The following is a 19725-nucleotide window of genomic DNA, read 5'->3' on the forward strand; positions in this document are numbered from 1 at the left end:
AAGCCCGTCGCCACGCGTCAGGTCATTTCAGGGGTGGGCTGTGCAAACTGGCAGTGGATCGCGGCTTATGAGTGACATGGGAAGCGACCTGCCGATTCGCCAGTGGAATGAGGCTGTTGACCCGATTGTAGCCTTCGATTTCGACGGCACACTGACGATCCGAGACAGTTTCACAGAATTTCTCCGCTGGCGGGCGGGTCGCGGCGGTTGGGCTATGGGTCTGGCTCGAATGACCCCGGCCGTGGCGAGCTACGCCCGGACGCGCGACCGGGGGCGGATCAAGGCCGCCTCGGTCAGGGTCTTCCTGAAGGGCGTGGCTCGTACCGAGCTCGAGGCTGACGCCGCGGCGTTCTGCGACCAGACGTGGGATCGGTTCATGCGGCCCGATGCACTGGCCTGCTGGGAGGAATGGGGGCGGCGCGGTGCGCATCGCGTGATCGTGACAGCCTCCCCCGAGATCACCGTTGCGCCGTTCGCCGCCCGACTGAAGGCCGATGCCTTGCTTGGCACGACGCTCGTGATGGATGCGGAAGACCGGGTTACGGGCCGATTTTCCAGCGCCAACTGCCGAGCCGCGGAGAAGGTCCGCCGCCTAAGAGCAGCCTACGGGCGCGACGTTCGCTTGACCGCAGCCTATGGCGACACCTCGGGCGACACAGAGATGCTGGCCATCGCCGACCACAAAGGTTTTCGCGAATTCACCGGACGACCGGCAAAGAACCAGACCTAGGGATCAGCGTCCGTCGGCGTCGACGTCGAATACTTCGGGCTTGCCGCGCGATGTCGGGTCCCAGCCGGCTGCGATCGCCGAAGTCACGGATGTTTTCACGGCCTCGACATTGATCCGCTGCTTCAGCATCTGGGGGTGTCCGTTGGCGCGCATCGGCATCGGGAACTGGATGATGGCCTCCCGCTTGGCCCCGACGAGCCGGAGTGAAATGGCGATCCCCTGCCACTGGTCACCGGTGGTGCGCATGGGCTGGCGACGCACCTCCCAGGCATAGTCCTCACCGTCCACATGGACGACGCCACTCATGTCTCGGGTATGCTGCATGCGGTCACCCTACCATGGCTGCGGCGGATTGGTTCAAGGCCAAACAGGAAAGGGGCCCGCCGCATCCGGCGAGCCCCTAAACCATGGTGTCTGGTCGGGCAGTCTAGACGGTCTTGATGCCGTCGGCGTCAGCCTGTTCGCGCTTGTCGTAGACGTGATCTACGATACCCCACGCCTTGGCCTCCTCGGCGCTCATGAAGTGGTCGCGATCCAGGGTTTTCTCGACCTCGTCCAGGGTACGGCCGGTGTGCTGGACATAGATCTCGTTGAGGCGACGCTTGGTGTAGCGGATGTCCTCGGCATGGCGCTCGATGTCCGAAGCCTGGCCGCGGAAGCCGCCCGAGGGCTGGTGGACCATGACGCGGGCATTGGGCAGCGCAATCCGCGCCCCCGCCTCGCCGGCCGTCAGGATCAGCGAGCCGGCCGAGGCGGCCATGCCCATGACCACGGTCGAGACGGGCGACTTGATGTACTGCATGGTGTCGTAGATCGCGAGCGCCGAGGTCACCTGACCCCCGGGGCTGTTGATGTACATGCTGATTTCCTTCTTCGGATTTTCCGATTCAAGGAACAGAAGCTGGGCGCAGATCAGGGACGCCATGCCGTCTTCGAACGGACCGGTCAGGAAGATGATCCGCTCGCGCAGCAGGCGCGAAAAGATATCGAAGGACCGCTCGCCCCGGCTGGATTGCTCCACCACCATGGGCACGAGGTTGGATTGCAGATAGTCGATCGGATCGCGCATGAAGGCCTTCTCGGTGGGGCTGGGCCGCGACACAGGTCGAACGGCTCTACGGACAGGATATCGCGTTACAGGCGTCGGTATGCAAGGCGGCTGAAAATGCAAATCCCCGCCCCGGTGACCGGGACGGGGATGAAAGGCGTCCAGAGGGTGCGGCGGATCAGCCCTCTTCGTCTTCCTTGAGCAGCTCTTCCTTGGTGATCGGCGTGTCGGTCACCTCGGCAGTACCGAAGATCAGGTCACAGACCTTTTCCTCATAGATCGGCGCGCGCATCTGTGCGGCGGCGTTGGGGTTCTGGCGATAGAAGTCGAGAACCGCCTTTTCCTGGCCCGGATAGTTGCGGGCCTCGGCCATGATGGCGTTGTTCAGTTCCTGGTCGGTCACGCCGACGTTGTTGGTGCGGCCGATCTCGGCGAGCACCAGGCCAAGACGCACGCGGCGCTCGGCGATCTTGCGGTATTCGGCCTTCAGATCATCGTCGGACTTGGCAGAATCTTCCGGCGGCAGGTTGCCGGCTTCCTTGTCGGCCTGAACCTGGGTCCAGATACCGTCGAACTCGGCGTCCACCATCTTGGGTGGCAGGTCGAAGCTGTGGGCCGTGTCCAGTTGATCCAGCAGCGCGCGCTTCAGCTTGAAGCGGGCTGCACCAGCGTACTGCTGGTTCAGATTGTTGCGGAGCAGTTCCTTGAGCTTGTCGAGCGACTCCAGCCCGATCCGCTTAGCGAAGTCCTCGTCGACCACGGCGGGGGCTTCCGATTTGATGGCCTTCACCTTGATGTCAAAGGTGGCCAGCTTCCCGGCCAGGTTCTTGGCCTGGTAATCCTCGGGGAAGGTGACCTCGATGGTCTTTTCCTCACCGACCTTGGCACCCTTGAGCTGCTCTTCGAAGCCAGGGATGAACCGGTTCGAGCCGATCACCAGATCGGCGTCCTCGGCGGCACCGCCCTCGAAGGGCTCGCCGTCCAGCTTGCCAAGGAAGTCGATGGTCAGCTGGTCGCCGTCGGCAGCCTTCACGGCCTTGCCCTTCTTGTCGGCATAGGACTTGGCCTGGCCGGCGAGTTCCGTCAGGGCCTCGTCCAGATCGGCGTCGGACGCCTCATAGACCGGGCGATCCAGCTTCAGGGTTTTGGGGTCGATCGGCGTGAAGTCGGGCATGACTTCCAGAGCCATTTCGTAGGCAAGGTCCTCGGTCCCGGCCATGACCTTGTCCATGTCCGAGGTCAGCTTCATCTCGGCTGGGGCGGCCGGACGCAGCTTGGCGTCCTCGAGGGCCTTCTGGCTCGAGGCGTTCAGCTGCTCGTTGATGATCTCGCCCATCATCTCGCGGCCGAAGGTCTTCTTGACATGCGACGTCGGCACCTTGCCGGGGCGGAAGCCCTTCAGCTTGATCTGCGGGGCGACCTCTTTGAGCTTGGCGTCGAGCTTGGCGGTCAGCTCCGTTGCGGGAATGGTCACCGCGATGACGCGGCTGAGGCCTTCACTGGACTTTTCGACGACTTGCATGACGGGGTCTGACGCTCTGGGGCGCTGCCGACGGTCGGCGCGCGGGGGGTTGGATAAAGCAAGAAGGGCCGCCCTTGCGGAGCGGCACCTCGAAGCCCGCCCTTATGTCGATGACCGGCCCAAAGGTCAACGCAGCCCGCCGGTTTCCCTCCGGCCGCGGGACGGCTATCTGTTCGATCATGACCTCAGCCCCCTCCCCCATCGGTGTCTTCGTGACCCCGGTCACGCCGCTTCAGCAGAACTGCACCACCGTCTGGTGCACACAAACGATGAAGGCCGCCGTGATCGATCCGGGCGGCTCGGTCGATGCCATCATCGCCGAGGTCGCTCGCCGGGGCCTGACGCTGGACAAGATCTGGATCACCCATGGCCACCTCGATCATGCCGGCGGCGCTGCCGAGATGCAGGAAAAGGCCGGCGTCGACATCATCGGGCCCCATCCAGAAGACCAGTTCTGGATCGACGGCATTCCGTCCCAAGGCCAGGCCTATGGCCTGCCCGAGGCCCGCAGCTTCGTGCCCACCCGCTGGCTGGACGAAGGCGACACAGTCACCTTGGGAGAAACCAAGTGGGAGGTCCGCCACTGTCCCGGTCACACACCGGGCCACATCATATTTTTCAACCGGGAGGCCCGGTTTGCCCAGGTGGGCGACGTCCTGTTCCAGGGTTCGGTCGGTCGCACGGACTTCCCCAGAAGCGATCCCGCCGCCCTGGTCCGCTCGGTGGTCGAGAAGCTGTGGCCACTGGGTGACGACGTTACCTTCGTGCCGGGGCACGGGCCTCATTCGACCTTCGGGGCCGAGCGCCGGACCAACCCGTTCGTTTCCGACCGGGCACTGACAGGAACCTGAGGCGCGCTAGAGGATCTGGCCCTTGGGCAGCTCGACATAGCGGTGCACTCGCGTCGCCATCACAAGCCCGAAACCGAGCATGATGGTCATCATCGACGACCCTCCATAAGACAGCAGCGGCATCGGCACGCCCACGACCGGTGCCATTCCCATCACCATCGCTCCGTTGATCAGGACGTAGAGCGCAAAGGTGCCGGTCGCCCCGGCGGCGGCGATCCGTCCGAAATGGCTGTGTGACAGGGACGCGATCCGGAGCGAGATCAGGATGATGGCGATATAGCAGGCCAGGACCGTCACTGAACCGACGAAGCCGAATTCCTCCGACAGCGTCGAGAAGATGAAGTCCGTGTGCCGCTCGGGAAGGAACTCCAGCTGGCTCTGGCTACCCAGACCATATCCGCGGCCCAGCAAACCGCCGGACCCGAGTGCGATCTTGGACTGGATGATGTTGTAGCCGGTCCCTGTCGGATCCGCCTCGGGGTTCAGGAAGGTCAGCACGCGATTGCGCTGATAATCGTGCATGCCGAACATCACGAAGGGCGGAATTGTCACGACGGCGGCGAGGGCTCCGGTCGCGATGATCTTCCAGCTCAGCCCCGCGACAAACATGATGATCGCCCCGGTCAGCCCGACCATCATCGCCGACCCCAGGTCGGGCTGTTTGGCGATGAGCAGGAACGGCACGCCGATCATCGCGGCAGGGATCAGCAGCTTCCAGGAGAAGCGGGCGTCGTTGGCCGTGTGGTTGTGGTACCAGCGCGCCAGAGCCAGAACGACCCCCAGCTTCATGAACTCACCGGGCTGAAGCCGGATGAAGCCGAGGTTCAACCAGTTCTTCGCCCCGGCCCCAACGGGCTCGTAGCCCAGGGGCGTGAACTCGATCAGCAGAACCATCACCAGCAGGACGGCATACAGCGGGTAGGCTGCCCGGAACCACCATTTCGGGTGCACCATGGCCAGCCCCAGCATGGCAGCAAGCAGCACGCCAAACCGGACCATGTGATCCAGTGCCCAGGGCTGCCATTGTCCACCCGCAACCGAGTACAGCATGGCCGTGCCGACCCCGGCGACGATGCAGAGCAGACCCGTCAGCCGCCAGTCGATCTCGGCCAGCTTGGACGAAACCCGGTCCCGTTCGCCCGGGCGTGTCAGGGCCGAGGCGGTCATTGCGGCAGGTCCGAGGAAGCCGGTGGCGGGCTCGTCGCTTCGGCAGGGGCGACCGACGCAGGCAACGGAGTGACCTCTGCCACGTCATGGGCACCCGGGTCTTCGGTCTCGACAAAACCGGACTGTTCGATGCGAGCGCGGATCTCGGGATCCTTCAGAAGGGCAACCCGCATGATCTCCCGGGCCCGGGGAGCCCCGGCCGTGCCACCACCCATCCCGCCGTGCTGGATGATGACGGCAACGGCGTACCGTGGGTTATCGATCGGCGCATAGGCGATGAAAAGGTTATGGTCTTTCTGTGCCCACGGCCGTCCGGCACCCTTGCGGGATCCGGACCCGTAATTGCGGGACTGGGCGGTACCGGTCTTGCCGGCCATCCGCACCGGGCCAAGGCCCAGCTGACTGTTCCGGAACCCGGTCCCGCCGACATCCGTCACGGCCTCCATGCCTTCCTGCACGACCTTGAAGGCCGCGGCATCGAAAGGCAGGTCCGTGACCGCGGCGGCCGGCGGCTGTTCCACACCACCGATCGACTTGATGAGCCGCGGCATCACGGCCTTCCGACCATTTGCCAGCCGTGACGTGTAGACAGCCAGCTGCAGTGCATTGACCGTCAAGGCCCCCTGCCCGATCCCGTAACTGGGGGTCTCGCCGGGATACCATTTGCTGTCGCCACGCACAGGATTGTCACGGCGCCACTGGGTATCCGGCACAAGACCCGCCTTCTGGCCACCAACGCCAAGGTCGTAGGTCTGGCCAAAACCGAGCTCCCGCGCAGCGACGGCGATCGCGTCCGGCCCCATCTCGACGGCCAGTGTCATGAAATACACGTTGCAGGAATTCTTGATGGCATCCCGCAGCGTCTGGACCCCGTGGGTGGCGTGACAGGCGAACCGTCGACCGAGGTAAAATCCGCCGGTGCACACGATCCGCCGTTCCGGGTTCGCCCCCCGTCGCAGCGCCGCCAGACCGACAACAGGCTTGAACGTCGAGCCGGGCGCGAATGTCCCCGTCAGAGCCTTGTCCAGCAGAGGCCTTCGCTCGTAGTCCGCGAGGGCGCGATAGGTGCGCGAAGGAACGCCGCTGACGAACAGGTTTGGATCAAAGGACGGCGCAGACACCATGCACAGGATGTCGCCATTGCGGACATCCATCAGAACCGCGCCACCCGCCTCCTCGCCAAAGACCTCCAACGCCCGGTTCTGGACATCGGCATCGAGCGTGAGGATGACTTCATCACCTGGAACCGCTGGCCTTGAGCCTCCGATATCCTCGGCAACCACCCGCCCGCGCGCGTCAACCTCGACACGATTGCCGCCCTCCACGCCGCGAAGCCGGGTGTCCAGGGCCTTTTCGACGCCCTGGCGCCCGATCCGGAAGCCCGGATTGTACAGAATCTGCGGGACCTCTTCGTCCCGCTCCCTGATCGCTGCGATGTCACGATCATTCGGCTTGGCGACATAGCCAATGACGTGCGCAAACGCCCCCCCAAAGGGATAGAATCGCGCATCATTCATGTCGGCCATCACGCCTGGCAGCTCGGGCGCATAGAGATTGACCTTGGCAAACTCGTCCCAGGTCAGGTCACTCTTGACAGGAACCGGGCTGAAGCGTGCGGCGGCATTGACGTCACGAATGATGGCCCGCCGACGTTCGACGGTATCAGGCATAAGCTGCCCCAGCAGATCGAGGGTCTGATCCAGATCATTGGTCTCGTCTCGAACGATCAGAACCCGGAAGCTTGGCCGGTTGCCCGCGATGACAACACCGTTGCGGTCCTTGATCAGCCCGCGCGGCGGCAGCACGAGGCGAAAGTTGAACTGGTTCTCCTTGGCCAGCGTCGCATAGTCCTGGGCCTGAACGACCTGCAACTGGGTCAGCCGCCCGGTCAGGGCCACGACGCCCAGAGCGGTCAGGCCACCGACCACGAATGTCCGCCTCAGGAATGAGCCCTGACGCTCGTTGACGTCGGAAAAGAAGATGGAGGGCTCGCTGCTCATCGGAAGCGCACGTCACCGTCGTCGAACCGCTGGATCATCCAGTCGGCAATGGGAAACAGGATCAGGGTCGGCACAACCTGGCTCGCCAGAGATATCAGGCTCGGAGCGTTCCCGATCGCGACGGTAACGATGACATAGGCCAGCAAAAAGGCGAACAGGGTCGAGCCCGCATACAGAACAAAGAGGAAAAGCGTTTCCTGACCCACCATCAGGTTTCGGGCCGCCAGCATGATGCCATAGACGGCGATCAGGCTCAGGGGCCAGAGCCCGAGAATGCCGCCCCAGAAAAGATCGAGGAAGACGCCGAGACCAAACAGGACGGCGGGAGCCACCATCGACGGGCGGATGAGCGGCCAGGCGAATGCGAGGACCATCGGCCATACGGGCTGAGGCAGATTGAGACCGAACAGGCTGACGGGCGTCGACAGAACGACAGTCAACAGGATGGCCAGCAGGGTTGGCCAACCAATCCACGACATGGGGCCGACCACGCGGACAGCCATGGACCGTCTCACCCCCGGGCTCCCGGCACGGGTGTTGGTGCCTGGTCCGTCGCTGACGGCAGAGGGGCCGGCCGCGAGTCCGGCGATGGGGCGGTCTGCGTTTGCGCGGGCAGCGGTGTCTGACGATCGGCATTGGCCTCGGCGATGCGACGATCGCGGGCAGCGGTCGCTGCAGCGTCCGCGGCCGTGCGGCGGGTCATGGCATCCGAGATTGCAGCCGCCTCGTTGGCGTTCGGAGGCGGTGCGGAGCCAAGGCCCGCAAGCGGCGGGGCATTCAGACCATTTGGATCTGCCAGTTGCCCGAAACTCTGGAACAGCAGTACACGAACATAGTCGACCGCGCCTCTGTCGCTGAACAGCTTGACCCTCCAGCTGCCATCTACGCCCTTGGCGACAATACCGACGGGCAAGCCACGCGGAAAACCGCCGCCATCCCCGGACGTCAGGACGCGATCTCCTGCCTTCAGGCCCGTGCCGCGCACATAGGCCAATCGCGGATTGGCGCTGGCATCGCCCGTCAGCAGTGCGCGCTGATCCGTTCGTTCGATCAGGACCGGTGTGCGACTGGCGACATCCGTCAGGAGAAGAACGCGGCTGATCCCGGCCGTGGTGCCGACCACCCTGCCGACCAGACCATGCTCGTTCATGACCGGATTTCCGATACGCACGCCCTTTCCGGCACCGACATCGATCAGTCGCGCGCGCGCAAACGGTCCCCGGGAGTCCTGGACCGTGGCCCCGGCCGCCATCGGCACAGGCGGATCGGTCCGTATGCCCATCAGGGCTTCGTAGCGTTCGTTGACGGTTTTCATCGCAATGGCCTGATCCCTCCATTGCTTGAGTTCGGCATTCTCGGCCTTCAGCCGCCGGTTCTCCGATATTGCAAAGAAGTATCCGCCGATGTGATCTCCAACGGCTCCCGTCCATCGCACCGGGGCCGCAAAGATGCCGCCCACCGGACCGGCGACGGCCACGAAGCCAGCACGAACCGGACCGGTTTCACCGCGCCCCGCTGCCGTCCCGCGATCGCCAACGATCATCACGATCGATGCAATCAGGGCGACGACGACCACGACCGCGGCAGTCCATGCCAGCGGTACCTTGATATTCTCGAACGGTCCGTCGCGAAACGCCACGGCCACCTTCCTGATAGAGGGTCAGAATCAGCGGGAAAGCCCAGCCGACAGGGCGAACCTATCGCAAAACACGGCCCGTTGGGGAACCGCAGATCACGATCGGGTGACGCAGATCAGAGCGCCGAGTCGAGGATGCCCTTCATCCAGCGCGGATGCTCGAGAACACGCCCGCAACCGATGGCCACACAACTCAGTGGATCGTCCGCAACCGACACCGGCAGACCCGTGTGATCACGGATTTCGGCATCGAGACCGCGCAGCAAGGCTCCGCCGCCCGTGAGCATGATCCCCTTGTCCGAGATGTCCGCGGCCAATTCGGGAGGCGTGGCTTCCAGAGCGACCTTCACCGCGTCGATGATCTGCGACACGGGTTCGGCCAAGGCTTCAGCCGCCTGACGCTCGCTCATGCGAACCTCGCGCGGAACGCCCTGCATCAGATCGCGGCCCTTGACCTCGATCGACAGGCCCTCGCCGTCGGCAGGGATGCGTGCAGTGCCGATATCCTTCTTGATCCGCTCAGCCGTGGTCTCGCCGATCAGAAGGTTATGGTTTCGACGCATGTAGCTGATGATCGAGTCGTCCATCTTGTCTCCGCCGACGCGGACAGATTTCGAATAGACAATGCCGGACAGGGACAGAACGGCGACCTCGGTCGTCCCGCCGCCGATGTCGACGACCATGGACCCGGTCGGCTCGTGGATCGGAAGCCCGGCGCCAATTGCCGCCGCCATGGGCTCGTCGATCAGGCCGACACGACGGGCCGAAGCATTCAGGCAGGAGTCGTTGATGGCGCGTCGCTCGACCGCTGTCGCGCCTGAGGGCACACAGACGATGATCTTCGGGTTGACGAAACCGCGACGGTTATGAACCTTGCGGATGAAATGCTTGATCATTTCCTCGGCGACTTCGAAGTCGGCGATGACACCGTCTCGCATGGGCCGAATGGCTTCCATGTGACCGGGTGTACGGCCCAGCATCTGCTTGGCCTCGAGACCGACTGCGTGAACAATCTTGCGGCCGCCGACATTCCTGAGCGCGACGACTGAAGGCTCGTTCAGGACGATACCCTTGCCCTTCATGTAAATGAGGGTGTTGGCGGTCCCCAGGTCCATGGCGATGTCGTTGGAGATGACGCCGAAAAGTGAGGAGATCATGGGCGCGGGCTACCGTATCTTGCAGGCCAAAGGGCGGTCTTGATGGTCGTCGGCTTCGGCGATTGCCCCGCCGCGGCCATCCCCATGCCCGCAACATCTTGATCGTCTTCGCCTGACCGGCTGAGGGCGGTTTGCCCTTATGGCGACCTGATTACAAGCCCTTTGAGGCGGCCCTGCGTCTACGCCACGGCGGATGTTCGATCAGGCTCCGTTTGGGTTGCCATAAGGGAATCCATCGCGGGATACAGATGGTCTTCCTCACGTTCCACCCGAAGGGCCAAAGCTTCGACGATCCCGCGCGTCGCCCGGGCAAACCGTTCGGGATGCGCGTGGATCGTTTCGGCTGACCATTCCCTGCGGTAGGCCTGCCAGGCTCCAAGAACCCCGCCCATCTCTTCAAAGCTGTCGGTTGCGAATGTCCGCAAATTCTCTTCGCTGGCCTTCATCAGGGTTGGATAAAGCCACTCGTCCTCGATCTGCAGGTGCCGCACCAGCAACGCATTCATGCCGCCAATGATGTGATCGGCTTCAAGCGCGTCATCCTGGACACGAACCCTGCCCGCCAGACCTGCCAACTCACTCGCCCTGTCGAGTAGAACGCGATGCTGGGCCCTGAGGGTCCGGATAATCATGCACAGTCTCCTAATCGAGAAGGATACGACCATGGTGGGATGAACAGCGTTTGAAGAGACGGTTAGGTGTGAATGCGTATTCACCTTGCCTGGTCACGCCCCGTCAGGATTCGCGGTGCTTCACGATCTCGCGCACGGCCAGCATGATGATCAGCCACACGATGGCAACTCCAGCCAAGACGAGGGATGTCCAGACGCCGTCACCACTGACAGCGCTCATGAACGACCCTCCGAAGAAAGCCACCAGGGCCGTCTTCGGCAGCACGCCCAGAGCACAGCCGCCAAGGAAGCCCGGGAACGATGCCCGCGCGGCTCCGAAGGCCATATTCACGACGATGAACGGGGCCGACGGCACATTGCGGATCATGAAGCTGGCATAGAAGGCATTGCGCCCGACAAACCGCTTCAACCGCTCGGTCGTCCGGCCACCGAATCGTTCGACCGCCCGCGCCGTAGGTCCTCTACCCAGCCAGTAGGTGACGGCGGCGGAGACGATCGTGGCCACCCAGCTGTAGGCAAAGCCCCACCACGGCCCGAAGGCCACGACGCAGGCTGCAATCAGGATGAACTGAGGCACGCCCAGAAAGGCCGAAAGGGTAAAGGCTATGATGGCCGCCACCAGTCCCCACGGACTGCTTCCGAACCCGTTCAGCCAATGCTCCAGCCGGGCCTCGGCCCCAAATCCAAGCTGCGACTTCCCGACCGCGAACAGGGCGACCACGCCGCCGAACAGCAGCAGCGTGGCCACCAGCGTCCGCCACCGGCGAGCCTCCATGTTCAGCAGGAAATCGAGCAATCCGCGCATGATCCGGTCCTAGCACCGGCAAATCGCCCGGGCGAGACGACAGAGGTTTGCCCCCGCAATCGCATCTGCTTATGAGACTTTGCCGCGTGTCTCCCCACAGCGGCAAGATCGGGGTGATCCATGTCCAGCCTACAGTCCTCTGCACTCGCTCGCGTCCAGCCTTCGGCAACCATCGCCGCCAGCGCCAAGGCGCGCGCACTCAAGGCGGCAGGCCGCGACATCATCAGTCTGGGCGCCGGAGAACCGGATTTCGATACGCCGGACAACGTCAAGGCCGCGGCGATCGCAGCCATCCAGCGGGGCGAAACGAAATACACCGACGCCGACGGCATGCCGGAACTGAAGGCAGCGATTTGTGCCAAGTTCGCGCGGGAGAATGGCCTGACCTACATCCCGGCGCAGATCCATGTCGCTCCGGGCGGCAAGCCCGTCATCTTCAACGCCCTGATCGCCACATTGAATCCTGGCGACGAGGTGATCGTCCCGGCACCCTATTGGGTCAGCTACCCCGACATGGTCCTGCTGGCCGGCGGCGAGCCGGTGGCCGTCAACGGCCTCGAAGCGGACGGTTTCAAACTGAGGCCGGATGTCCTGGAAGCGGCCATCACGCCACGCACGAAATGGCTGATCCTGAACTCGCCGTCCAACCCGACCGGTGCCGCCTACACCCGTACCGAGCTGGAAGCCCTTGCCGTAGTCCTGCGGCGTCACCCGCATGTCTGGGTACTCACCGACGACATGTACGAGCACCTCGTCTACGGCGATTTCGAATACACGACGATCGCCCAGATCGCCCCGGACCTTTACGATCGCACCCTGACGGTCAATGGCGTGTCCAAGGCTTATGCGATGACCGGCTGGCGCATCGGCTATGCCGGTGGCCCAAAGCCGCTGATCGACCTGATGCGCAAGGTGGCCAGCCAGACCACGTCCAATCCCTCGTCCATCAGCCAGTGGGCTGCGGTCGAAGCCCTCAACGGGCCACAGGACTTCATTGCTGAACGCGGTGCTGCTTTCGAGAAGCGGCGGGACCTCGTGGTGTCCATGTTGAACCAGGCCTCGGGCATCCGCTGCCCGAACCCGGAGGGGGCCTTCTATGTCTATCCGTCGATCGAGGGATTGATCGGCAAGACGGCTCCAGACGGCACTGTGCTGGATACGGACGAGGCCTTCGCCTCTGCCTTGCTGGAGGCAGAGGGCGTCGCCGTCGTTCACGGCGAGGCCTTCGGCATGAGCCCCTATTTCCGCATCAGCTATGCGACCAGCGAGGCCGTGCTGGAAGACGCCTGCGCACGGATCCAGAGGTTCTGCGCCAGCCTGAGGTAGGACTCAGGCGGCGCGACTGACCGCAAAATCGGCAAGGGATTCGAGCGCTGCCCGCCAGTCGCTTTTCGGCAGGACACTGAGTGCTGCCTTTGCGGCATCGGCGTAGGCACCGGCGGCGTCGAGGGTCGCGGATACGGCTCCGGTCCCGATGATCAGTTCGCGAGCCCGGCGGAAATCATCGTCCAACCGCTGACCCTTGTTGATGGTGCGGTCCCAGAACGCATCTTCCCGGCCGCGGGTCCGTGCCACGGCAAACAGCAGCGGCAGCGTGACCTTGCCTTCACGGAAGTCGTCGCCCGCATTTTTTCCCAGCGCCTCGGACGACCCGCCATAGTCCAGGGCATCATCGGCCAGCTGGAAGGCCAGCCCGAGGTTGAGCCCATAGTTCCTCAGCGCCACGACCACGACTTCGTCAGCGCCGGCTCCCACGGCCCCGGCTTCGGCAGCCGCCGCAAACAGCTCGGCCGTCTTGGCCGAGACGATCCTGAGATAGGTTTCCTGGTCGAGATTCAGGTCGTGGGCCCGGGTCAGTTGCAGGACCTCGCCTTGGGCGATCACGCTGGACGCCTGGGCCAGAATCCCCAGGGCACGCATTGTGCCGGTCTCGACCATCAGTTCAAAGGCGCGGGCGAACAGGAAGTCTCCGACCAGCACGCTTGTCGCCGATCCCCAGATCAGATGCGCTGCCACCTTGCCCCGCCGCCGCTCCGAGCCGTCAACGACATCGTCATGCAGCAGGGTTGCGGTATGGATGAACTCGACCGCCGCCGCCAGTTTGAGCGGGGCGGCCATGTCGGCGTCTCCCGCCTTCATCTGTGCAGCACGCGCCGCGGCCACGGTGATCAGGGGTCGCAGGCGCTTTCCACCCGCCGAAACGATATGCTCGGCCAGAAGCGGGATCACCGGCACCTGGGACTGCATCCGGTCGATGATCAGCGCATCGACCGCCGCCATATCCGCCTTGGCCAGCCGCGCCAGGGCGTCAACATCGCCCTTGGCGCGGTCGGGAGTCAGCAGGGCGGCATCCAACGGAAAACATCTCTCGGTCAGGTCACGTCGAAGCCGACGAGACACAGGAAATACGCAAGGCCGCTTGCACGGTTGCAAGAGGCCGGACAATGGTGTTCGCGCCATGAAGGGTCAAGCCGCGTGACCGTCGCATCCCCATTGCCGGAAATCACGCCGGATACCACTGAAAATGCGCTGCTGGACGGTCGCGTCCGTTTGCGGCAGCCCATACGGGGCTACCGCGCCGGCATGGATGCCGCCTTGTTGGCCGCTGCCGTGGAAGCGAAGCCCGGGGAAAGGATCATCGAGGCCGGATGTGGCGCTGGGGCCGTTCTGACGCAGATCGCCGCGCGCTGCCCTGGCGTCAGCCTGACGGGAATCGAGCTTGATCCTGCTGCGTCCCGGCTGGCTCGGCAGAACGCCGCACTGAACGAAATCGAGGCCAGAATGGAAATCATGGATGCAGACATTGCATCCGGGTTCCGCACATTGGCTCTGCCGACCTTTGACTGGGCCATCTCCAACCCACCCTTCTTCGATGACGAGGCCGCCCTTCGTCCGCCAGCGCCAGAGAAGCGAGGCGCATGGATGGCTGTCGATGGTCTCGCAGTCTGGACGGACTTCCTGGTCCGGGCCGTCCACGACGGCGGACGAATCGTGATGATCCACCGCGCGGATCGACTGGCCGACATCCTGCACCTGCTCGGCCAACGATGCGGCTCGATCACGATCCAGCCGGTCCATCCCTTTTCGGATACCCCCGCCAAACGCGTCGTCGTCCGCGCGATCCGGGCAGGCAAGGCTCCGTTGAGCCTGCTGCCTCCCCTCATCCTGCACCAGCGACTGGACGGGAAACACAGTGCATGGGCCGAGGCGATCCTGCGCGGCCGGGCAGTGCTTTCGATGTCGTGACGCGAGCGTTAACCCTCTGCTCACCACCCCCGCCAACTCGATCTTCACCTTGCCGACGGTAAAAACGTCCCGAAATGGGCCAGCACAGTCGAGGCGGCCTGAAGTGTTGAAGGGTGTTTCCGAATGGCCAAGACCGTTCTGGTGGTTGACGACGATCCGACCCAACGCCGCCTGGTCCAGGCGGTCCTGGACCGGGAAGGTTACGCCGTCGTGCATGCCGAAAACGGTGGCGAGGCCATTGACCGCCTGACGAAGGGCGGCGGGGCCGATGTCGTCCTGCTGGATATGGTCATGCCGGGTATGAGCGGCCTGGAATGCCTCGCCGAGATCCGGACCGCCGGCATCACCGCCCCAGTGATCGTGCTGACGGCCAATGGCGGCATCGACAGCGTCGTCAAGGCGATGCAGGCCGGAGCCCAGGACTTCTTCGTGAAGCCAGCCAGCCCCGAGCGCATCCTCGTCGGGATTCGTAATGCCCTGCAACTGACCCAGCTGACGCGCGAAGTCGGAAGGCTGAAAAAACATGTCACCGGCCGGACGTCATTCGACGACCTTGTTGGTGACAGCGAGCCCATGCGCCTGGTCAAGGCGTTTGGGGCGCGCGCCGCCCGTTCAAGCATTCCGGTCCTGATCACGGGCGAGAGCGGCGTCGGCAAGGAAGTCATTGCGCGGGCGCTTCACGGTGCCTCCGACCGCGCCGGCAAGGCGTTTGTCGCGGTCAACTGCGGGGCCCTGCCTGCCAATCTCATCGAGTCGATCCTTTTCGGACATGAAAAGGGGTCATTCACCGGAGCAAACGACAAGCATCTCGGGAAATTCGCCGAGGCCAACGGAGGGACGCTGTTCCTCGATGAGATTGGCGAACTGCCGCTCGACATGCAGGTCAAGCTCTTGCGCGCGCTGCAGGAAGGCGAGATCGACCCGGTTGGCTCCAAACGTCCGGTCAAGGTCGATGTCCGGATTGTGTCCGCGACCAACCGTGACCCGGCCCAGCAGGTGAAGGACGGGCATTTCCGCGAGGACCTGTTCTATCGCCTGAATGTCTTCCCGATCGAGGCACCGGCGCTTCGCCACCGTCGCGAGGATATCCCCGCACTCGTCGACCATTTCATTGCCCGCTTCAACGCCGAGGAAGGCCGTCGCGTTGTCGCGGCCTCGCCCGAAACACTCGCGCTGCTGACGGCGTTCGACTGGCCCGGCAATGTTCGCCAGCTTGAGAACTCCGTCTATCGCGCGATCGTCCTGGCCGACGCCCCTTATCTTCAACCCCATGATTTTCCATCCATTTCAGGGGTTGCATTGCCCTTCCCGCCCCAACCTCATGCCGAGCCGGAGCGCGGGGTCGAGAGCAAGACGCCCTCGTTCGTCGACGGCAGCACCGAGGATCTGCCGGATCAGCCCATCCGCATTCTGGACGATCGTGGACATCTGCGGACGCTGGAGGATATCGAGCGCGACCTGATCCAGCACGCCATCGAGGTCTATGCCGGTCATATGTCGGAGATTGCGCGCCGCCTCGGCATCGGACGCTCGACGCTGTATCGCAAGGTTCGCGAGCAGGGCCTTGAAGGCGCGTTGAAGGAAGCCAGCTAGCGTCGGAGACAGTGGCATCGCGGGCAGAGCCCCGCTATCCTTGCGTCATGAACGCCATCGATCCCGTCACAGGCCCGGCCACGCTTCACTATGGCGATGGCGAGTTCGCCGTACTCAAGCCCGGGCCCTACGTCCTGTGCGCGGTCACCGGAAAGCCGATCCCTCTGGAGATCCTGCGCTACTGGTCGGTCGAGTTCCAGGAGGCCTATGCCAGCCCTGTCGAAGCCCTGATCCGCATGGCACCCCCCACGTGAGGCCTGACCGGCGCTCTGTGCTTGTTGGAGCCGGTGCGACACTGGCTGTCGCGTCCATGGCCCGCGCAGGCGATGCGCTGGAGTTGACGGGGCGCTTTCAGCAGGGTGGCCACATCATTGGCCGGACCTGGGCCGGAGCCCACATCTTCGTCGACGAGGAAGCCCTGACGACGGCATCGGCAAACGGGCTTTTCATCGTCGGCCTGGATCGCGAAGCCAAGGCATCCGTCCGTATCGAAGCCCGAGACGGCGCTCGATACGCAAGTCGGGCACTCGCCGTCCAGCCAGGGTCATTTCCGAGCAGCAGGATCGACGGTCTGCCACCCTCGACGGTCGAACCCAGCGATCCAGCCCTGCTGGCCCTCATCCAGCAACAGATCGTGTTGAAGGCCGAGGGCTTTGCCAGCCGTTTCGATGCTGACTTCTTTTCCGACGGCTTTGACTGGCCGCTCGAGCGTTTTCGGGTCTCCAGCGCATGGGGCAGCCAGCGTATCCTGAACGGTACAGCGGCTCGACCGCACTTCGGCATCGACCTTGCCGCACCTCAGGGGACTGTTATCCGGGCTCCGGCAAGGGGCCTGGTCACTCTGGCGCAGCCAGGCATGCATTTCGAGGGCGGACTCGTCCTGATCGATCACGGCCAGGGACTGATCACGGCCTATCTGCACCAGTCCGAAATCTCGGTCACCGCAGGGGACACGGTTCGCACGGGGGACACCATCGGTCGTGTCGGCATGACGGGTCGGGCGACCGGTCCCCATCTTTGCTGGCGGATGAAGTGGCGAGACCGCAACCTGGATCCATCATTGATGGTCAGAACGGCGTGATTACGCCTCTGGACCGCAGCGTCGGGTCTGTCTAACTCAGCCGTCCCCCCGCCAGCGGGGCCGTTCAGGGTTCCGATTCGCCTTTATGTCCTCTCTCAGTTCCTTGCAGGTGATGCTTGTCGACGACAATCAGCATATGCGCGCGATCACGTCTGCCATTCTGAAAGCGGCCGGCATCCGAAAGATCCTGGAGGTCGCCGATGGGTCTTCGGCCTTGGCAGCCCTGCGCCAGCATCCGATCGACATTGCCATCGTCGACTTCAACATGTCGCCGATGGACGGCGTCGCGTTTACCCGTCTGGTGCGCAACAGCCCTGAAAGCCCGAACACTTACCTGCCGATCATCATGATGACCGGCCATTCCGAAAAGAACAGGGTGCTAGAGGCACGAGACGCCGGCGTGACCGAGTTCATGGTCAAGCCGATCACGGCCAAGGCCGTCTTTGACCGCATCCAGGCCGTGATCGTTCGCCCCCGCCCCTTCATCAAGTCGCGGACCTATTTCGGACCCGACCGGCGACGATCGGCACCGCCGGCCTATGACGGCGTGAAGCGCCGCCACGACGATCAGACCTGAGGTTCGGCCGGCAAGGCCTGATAGACGGCGTCGGGCCACCGCTTGTGCACCCAGAACCAGTCGACCGGATGCTCGCGGACCCTTTCCTCGACGAAGGACGTGATCGCCTGAACACCCCGCGCGATGTCCGCAGACCGGTCACCCGTAGACTGCAGCCGGATAGGTTCGTGAGCCGTCACCCGAAACCGCACGCCGGGTAGACGCACGACGGACATGGGCTGGATCACGGTCCCGAACCTGAGGGCCAGGCGGGACGGCCCCGGCGCGGCATTGACCGGATGGCCGAAAAACAGCACCTCCGGCCCTTCAGAGAATTTCTGATCATTCATGAGCGCGACCGACTCGCCTCGCGCCATCCCTGCGAGAAGGTCTCGAGCGCCCTCCCCGCCCTTGGCGGCAAACAGCTTGATCCCATAGCGCGCCCGCAGTTCCCGGATCTGCGCGTCGACGTAAGGGTTGTTGGCTGCACGATAGGTGACCTGACAAGGCACCCCTGCCCCGACGATCACCGCCGCCATGACCTCGATATTGGCCATGTGTCCCGAGACGAAAACGACCGGTTGCCCGGAATCCCGGATATCCGCCAGTCGTTCGGCTCCGACGATCTCGATCCGTCCTGACGCCGGCGTCAGCCGGTCCATCATCGCGGTTTCCGCAAACGTCCGCCCCGTCTGTTCCCATTGGGCGATCGCAAGCTTCTCGCGTTCGGAAACTGCCATATCCGGAAAGGCGATCCGCAGATTGCGCATCACCGTCCGCTGGGTCCCTGTTCGCGGCCCGAGCGTTCGCAACAGCCAGCCCCCGAATGCGGAGGCACGCTCCAGCCCCAGCAAGCGCATCAGGCCGACGAAGCCGGCAAAGGCGACCGACTCGATTCGCCAGACCAGGCGCTGGCTCAGGGCAGGCACGTCACCAGGCAATCGTCAGACCGCCGTCCACGACGAGCGTCTGGCCCGTCACATAGGAGCCTGCCCGCGAACACAGGTACACGGCGGTTCCGGCGATCTCGTCCGGCTGTCCGATCCGCTTCAGAGGGTTGGGTTCGACCGTCACTTTCAGAACCTCCTCGTTCTCCCAGAGGTAGCGCGCGAAGTCCGTCTGGATGAGCCCCGGCGCGATACAGTTGACCCGCACGTTCGACGGGCCCCACTCCACCGCGAGGTTCCGCGCCAGCTGCATGTCGGCGGCCTTGGAAACATTATAGGCACCGATCAGCGCATTGCCGCGCAAGCCACCGACCGACGAGATGATCACGATCGAACCGTCCTTTCGCTCCAGCATCTGCGGAGCGACCATCTGGGTCAGCCAGTGATTGGCCAGCACGTTATTGTGGAAGATCTTCTGGAACTGCTCGTCGGAAATCCCTGCCATCGGCCCCGCATAGGGGTTCGACGCGGCATTGCAGACCAGGATGTCGATCTGGCCGAACGCGGCATTGGTCTCGTCCACCAGGCGCTGGAGATCCTCCTTCGCTGCGATGTTGGCAGGAACGGCGATCGCACGCCCCTCGCCATGCCGCGCGTTGATCTCTGCAGCGACCTCATCGCACGGACCCGCCTTGCGTGAGGAAATGACGACCCGGGCTCCGTGCTCGGCCATCCGCTCGGCGATCGCCTTGCCAATGCCCCTGGACGAACCTGTGATCACGGCCACCTTGCCGGTCAGGTCGAACAATTCCAT

Annotated in this window: 21 protein-coding genes; 8 read left to right on the forward strand and 13 right to left on the reverse strand. The window is 63.9% G+C overall.

Features of this window, described 5'->3' with window-relative positions; translation table 11 throughout:
• The first annotated feature begins 67 nt into the window (after positions 1 to 67).
• Entirely contained in the window at positions 68 to 730 is a 663-nt protein-coding gene (locus GGR13_RS08510; protein ID WP_183213054.1) for an HAD-IB family hydrolase, read from the forward strand.
• 3 nt (positions 731 to 733) lie between these two features.
• On the opposite strand, the gene GGR13_RS08515 is transcribed toward GGR13_RS08510, so the two are convergent.
• The 3 genes from GGR13_RS08515 to tig all read right to left on the reverse strand — a co-directional run bounded on the left by GGR13_RS08515 (position 734) and on the right by tig (position 3300).
• Positions 734 to 1054, reverse strand: a complete 321-nt coding sequence (locus tag GGR13_RS08515) for a hypothetical protein (protein ID WP_183213055.1) — start codon at positions 1052 to 1054, stop codon at positions 734 to 736.
• A 103-nt stretch (positions 1055 to 1157) separates the two neighbouring features.
• Positions 1158 to 1799: an ATP-dependent Clp protease proteolytic subunit gene (locus GGR13_RS08520; RefSeq protein ID WP_183213056.1), complete on the reverse strand. Its 642-nt coding sequence runs from the start codon at positions 1797 to 1799 to the stop codon at positions 1158 to 1160.
• Positions 1800 to 1956: 157 nt separating this feature from the next.
• Positions 1957 to 3300 carry a trigger factor gene (tig, locus tag GGR13_RS08525; RefSeq protein WP_183213057.1) on the reverse strand — a complete coding sequence of 448 codons (1344 nt, stop codon included), beginning with the start codon at positions 3298 to 3300 and terminating at the stop codon, positions 1957 to 1959.
• Positions 3301 to 3479: 179 nt separating this feature from the next.
• Here tig and GGR13_RS08530 point away from each other — a divergent pair, with 179 nt between their 5' ends.
• The gene (locus tag GGR13_RS08530) at positions 3480 to 4151 is read left to right on the forward strand and encodes an MBL fold metallo-hydrolase (RefSeq protein ID WP_221230467.1); all 672 of its coding nucleotides are present in this window, start codon (positions 3480 to 3482) and stop codon (positions 4149 to 4151) included.
• Between the two features lie 6 nt (positions 4152 to 4157).
• Here the strand turns inward: GGR13_RS08530 and rodA are convergent, their stop codons facing one another.
• The 7 genes from rodA to GGR13_RS08565 all read right to left on the reverse strand — a co-directional run bounded on the left by rodA (position 4158) and on the right by GGR13_RS08565 (position 11548).
• Positions 4158 to 5318 carry a rod shape-determining protein RodA gene (rodA, locus tag GGR13_RS08535; protein WP_183213058.1) on the reverse strand — a complete coding sequence of 387 codons (1161 nt, stop codon included), beginning with the start codon at positions 5316 to 5318 and terminating at the stop codon, positions 4158 to 4160.
• The gene (gene mrdA, locus GGR13_RS08540) at positions 5315 to 7318 is read right to left on the reverse strand and encodes a penicillin-binding protein 2 (RefSeq protein ID WP_183213059.1); all 2004 of its coding nucleotides are present in this window, start codon (positions 7316 to 7318) and stop codon (positions 5315 to 5317) included. The genes rodA and mrdA overlap by 4 nt, the downstream gene beginning before the upstream one ends.
• Positions 7315 to 7821, reverse strand: coding sequence for a hypothetical protein (locus GGR13_RS08545; RefSeq protein ID WP_183213060.1), 507 nt, complete (start codon positions 7819 to 7821; stop codon positions 7315 to 7317). The genes mrdA and GGR13_RS08545 overlap by 4 nt, the downstream gene beginning before the upstream one ends.
• 8 nt (positions 7822 to 7829) lie before the next feature.
• Entirely contained in the window at positions 7830 to 8957 is a 1128-nt protein-coding gene (gene mreC / locus GGR13_RS08550; protein ID WP_183213061.1) for a rod shape-determining protein MreC, read from the reverse strand.
• A 113-nt stretch (positions 8958 to 9070) separates the two neighbouring features.
• Positions 9071 to 10111: a rod shape-determining protein gene (locus GGR13_RS08555; RefSeq protein WP_183213062.1), complete on the reverse strand. Its 1041-nt coding sequence runs from the start codon at positions 10109 to 10111 to the stop codon at positions 9071 to 9073.
• Positions 10112 to 10290: 179 nt separating this feature from the next.
• Entirely contained in the window at positions 10291 to 10743 is a 453-nt protein-coding gene (locus GGR13_RS08560) for a hemerythrin domain-containing protein (protein WP_183213063.1), read from the reverse strand.
• Between the two features lie 103 nt (positions 10744 to 10846).
• Positions 10847 to 11548: a TVP38/TMEM64 family protein gene (locus GGR13_RS08565; RefSeq protein ID WP_183213064.1), complete on the reverse strand. Its 702-nt coding sequence runs from the start codon at positions 11546 to 11548 to the stop codon at positions 10847 to 10849.
• A 120-nt stretch (positions 11549 to 11668) separates the two neighbouring features.
• On the opposite strand from GGR13_RS08565, the gene GGR13_RS08570 reads away from it, so the two are divergent.
• Complete coding sequence (locus tag GGR13_RS08570) at positions 11669 to 12874, forward strand: pyridoxal phosphate-dependent aminotransferase (RefSeq protein ID WP_183213065.1); 1206 nt, start codon at positions 11669 to 11671, stop codon at positions 12872 to 12874.
• 3 nt (positions 12875 to 12877) lie between these two features.
• Here GGR13_RS08570 and GGR13_RS08575 read toward each other — a convergent pair whose 3' ends face one another.
• Positions 12878 to 13903 carry a polyprenyl synthetase family protein gene (locus tag GGR13_RS08575; RefSeq protein WP_246347741.1) on the reverse strand — a complete coding sequence of 342 codons (1026 nt, stop codon included), beginning with the start codon at positions 13901 to 13903 and terminating at the stop codon, positions 12878 to 12880.
• A 120-nt stretch (positions 13904 to 14023) separates the two neighbouring features.
• Between GGR13_RS08575 and GGR13_RS08580 the strand changes: the two genes are divergently transcribed.
• From GGR13_RS08580 to GGR13_RS08600, 5 genes are all read left to right on the forward strand, one after another.
• Positions 14024 to 14794: a tRNA1(Val) (adenine(37)-N6)-methyltransferase gene (locus tag GGR13_RS08580; protein WP_343060319.1), complete on the forward strand. Its 771-nt coding sequence runs from the start codon at positions 14024 to 14026 to the stop codon at positions 14792 to 14794.
• A 123-nt stretch (positions 14795 to 14917) separates the two neighbouring features.
• The gene (locus GGR13_RS08585; RefSeq protein WP_183213067.1) at positions 14918 to 16387 is read left to right on the forward strand and encodes a sigma-54-dependent transcriptional regulator; all 1470 of its coding nucleotides are present in this window, start codon (positions 14918 to 14920) and stop codon (positions 16385 to 16387) included.
• 47 nt (positions 16388 to 16434) lie between these two features.
• On the forward strand, positions 16435 to 16641 hold the full coding sequence (locus GGR13_RS08590; RefSeq protein WP_183213068.1) for a DUF2093 domain-containing protein: 207 nt from the start codon (positions 16435 to 16437) through the stop codon (positions 16639 to 16641).
• A 17-nt stretch (positions 16642 to 16658) separates the two neighbouring features.
• On the forward strand, positions 16659 to 17468 hold the full coding sequence (locus GGR13_RS08595) for a M23 family metallopeptidase (RefSeq protein WP_343060320.1): 810 nt from the start codon (positions 16659 to 16661) through the stop codon (positions 17466 to 17468).
• An 85-nt stretch (positions 17469 to 17553) separates the two neighbouring features.
• Positions 17554 to 18045: a response regulator gene (locus GGR13_RS08600; protein WP_183213069.1), complete on the forward strand. Its 492-nt coding sequence runs from the start codon at positions 17554 to 17556 to the stop codon at positions 18043 to 18045.
• Here the strand turns inward: GGR13_RS08600 and GGR13_RS08605 are convergent.
• Both GGR13_RS08605 and GGR13_RS08610 read right to left on the reverse strand, forming a co-directional pair.
• Complete coding sequence (locus GGR13_RS08605) at positions 18036 to 18944, reverse strand: lysophospholipid acyltransferase family protein (RefSeq protein ID WP_246347775.1); 909 nt, start codon at positions 18942 to 18944, stop codon at positions 18036 to 18038. The two genes, GGR13_RS08600 and GGR13_RS08605, sit on opposite strands and share 10 nt — an antisense overlap.
• A gap of 10 nt (positions 18945 to 18954) precedes the next feature.
• On the reverse strand, positions 18955 to 19725 hold the full coding sequence (locus GGR13_RS08610; protein ID WP_183213070.1) for an SDR family NAD(P)-dependent oxidoreductase: 771 nt from the start codon (positions 19723 to 19725) through the stop codon (positions 18955 to 18957).

Origin of the sequence: Brevundimonas variabilis (assembly GCF_014199945.1) — a bacterium.
Classification (GTDB): domain Bacteria; phylum Pseudomonadota; class Alphaproteobacteria; order Caulobacterales; family Caulobacteraceae; genus Brevundimonas; species Brevundimonas variabilis.

Coding starts and splice junctions, on each gene's coding strand:
- GGR13_RS08585 (WP_183213067.1), top strand. CDS start 14,918: ATGGCCAAGACCGTTCTGGTGGTTGACGACGATCCGACCCAACGCCGC.
- GGR13_RS08565 (WP_183213064.1), bottom strand. CDS start 11,548: ATGCGCGGATTGCTCGATTTCCTGCTGAACATGGAGGCTCGCCGGTGG.
- GGR13_RS08520 (WP_183213056.1), bottom strand. CDS start 1,799: ATGCGCGATCCGATCGACTATCTGCAATCCAACCTCGTGCCCATGGTG.
- GGR13_RS08555 (WP_183213062.1), bottom strand. CDS start 10,111: ATGATCTCCTCACTTTTCGGCGTCATCTCCAACGACATCGCCATGGAC.
- tig (WP_183213057.1), bottom strand. CDS start 3,300: ATGCAAGTCGTCGAAAAGTCCAGTGAAGGCCTCAGCCGCGTCATCGCG.
- GGR13_RS08510 (WP_183213054.1), top strand. CDS start 68: ATGAGTGACATGGGAAGCGACCTGCCGATTCGCCAGTGGAATGAGGCT.
- GGR13_RS08530 (WP_221230467.1), top strand. CDS start 3,480: ATGACCTCAGCCCCCTCCCCCATCGGTGTCTTCGTGACCCCGGTCACG.
- GGR13_RS08610 (WP_183213070.1), bottom strand. CDS start 19,725: ATGGAATTGTTCGACCTGACCGGCAAGGTGGCCGTGATCACAGGTTCG.
- GGR13_RS08600 (WP_183213069.1), top strand. CDS start 17,554: ATGTCCTCTCTCAGTTCCTTGCAGGTGATGCTTGTCGACGACAATCAG.
- GGR13_RS08515 (WP_183213055.1), bottom strand. CDS start 1,054: ATGCAGCATACCCGAGACATGAGTGGCGTCGTCCATGTGGACGGTGAG.
- GGR13_RS08560 (WP_183213063.1), bottom strand. CDS start 10,743: ATGATTATCCGGACCCTCAGGGCCCAGCATCGCGTTCTACTCGACAGG.
- GGR13_RS08545 (WP_183213060.1), bottom strand. CDS start 7,821: ATGGCTGTCCGCGTGGTCGGCCCCATGTCGTGGATTGGTTGGCCAACC.
- GGR13_RS08590 (WP_183213068.1), top strand. CDS start 16,435: ATGAACGCCATCGATCCCGTCACAGGCCCGGCCACGCTTCACTATGGC.
- rodA (WP_183213058.1), bottom strand. CDS start 5,318: ATGACCGCCTCGGCCCTGACACGCCCGGGCGAACGGGACCGGGTTTCG.
- GGR13_RS08570 (WP_183213065.1), top strand. CDS start 11,669: ATGTCCAGCCTACAGTCCTCTGCACTCGCTCGCGTCCAGCCTTCGGCA.
- mrdA (WP_183213059.1), bottom strand. CDS start 7,318: ATGAGCAGCGAGCCCTCCATCTTCTTTTCCGACGTCAACGAGCGTCAG.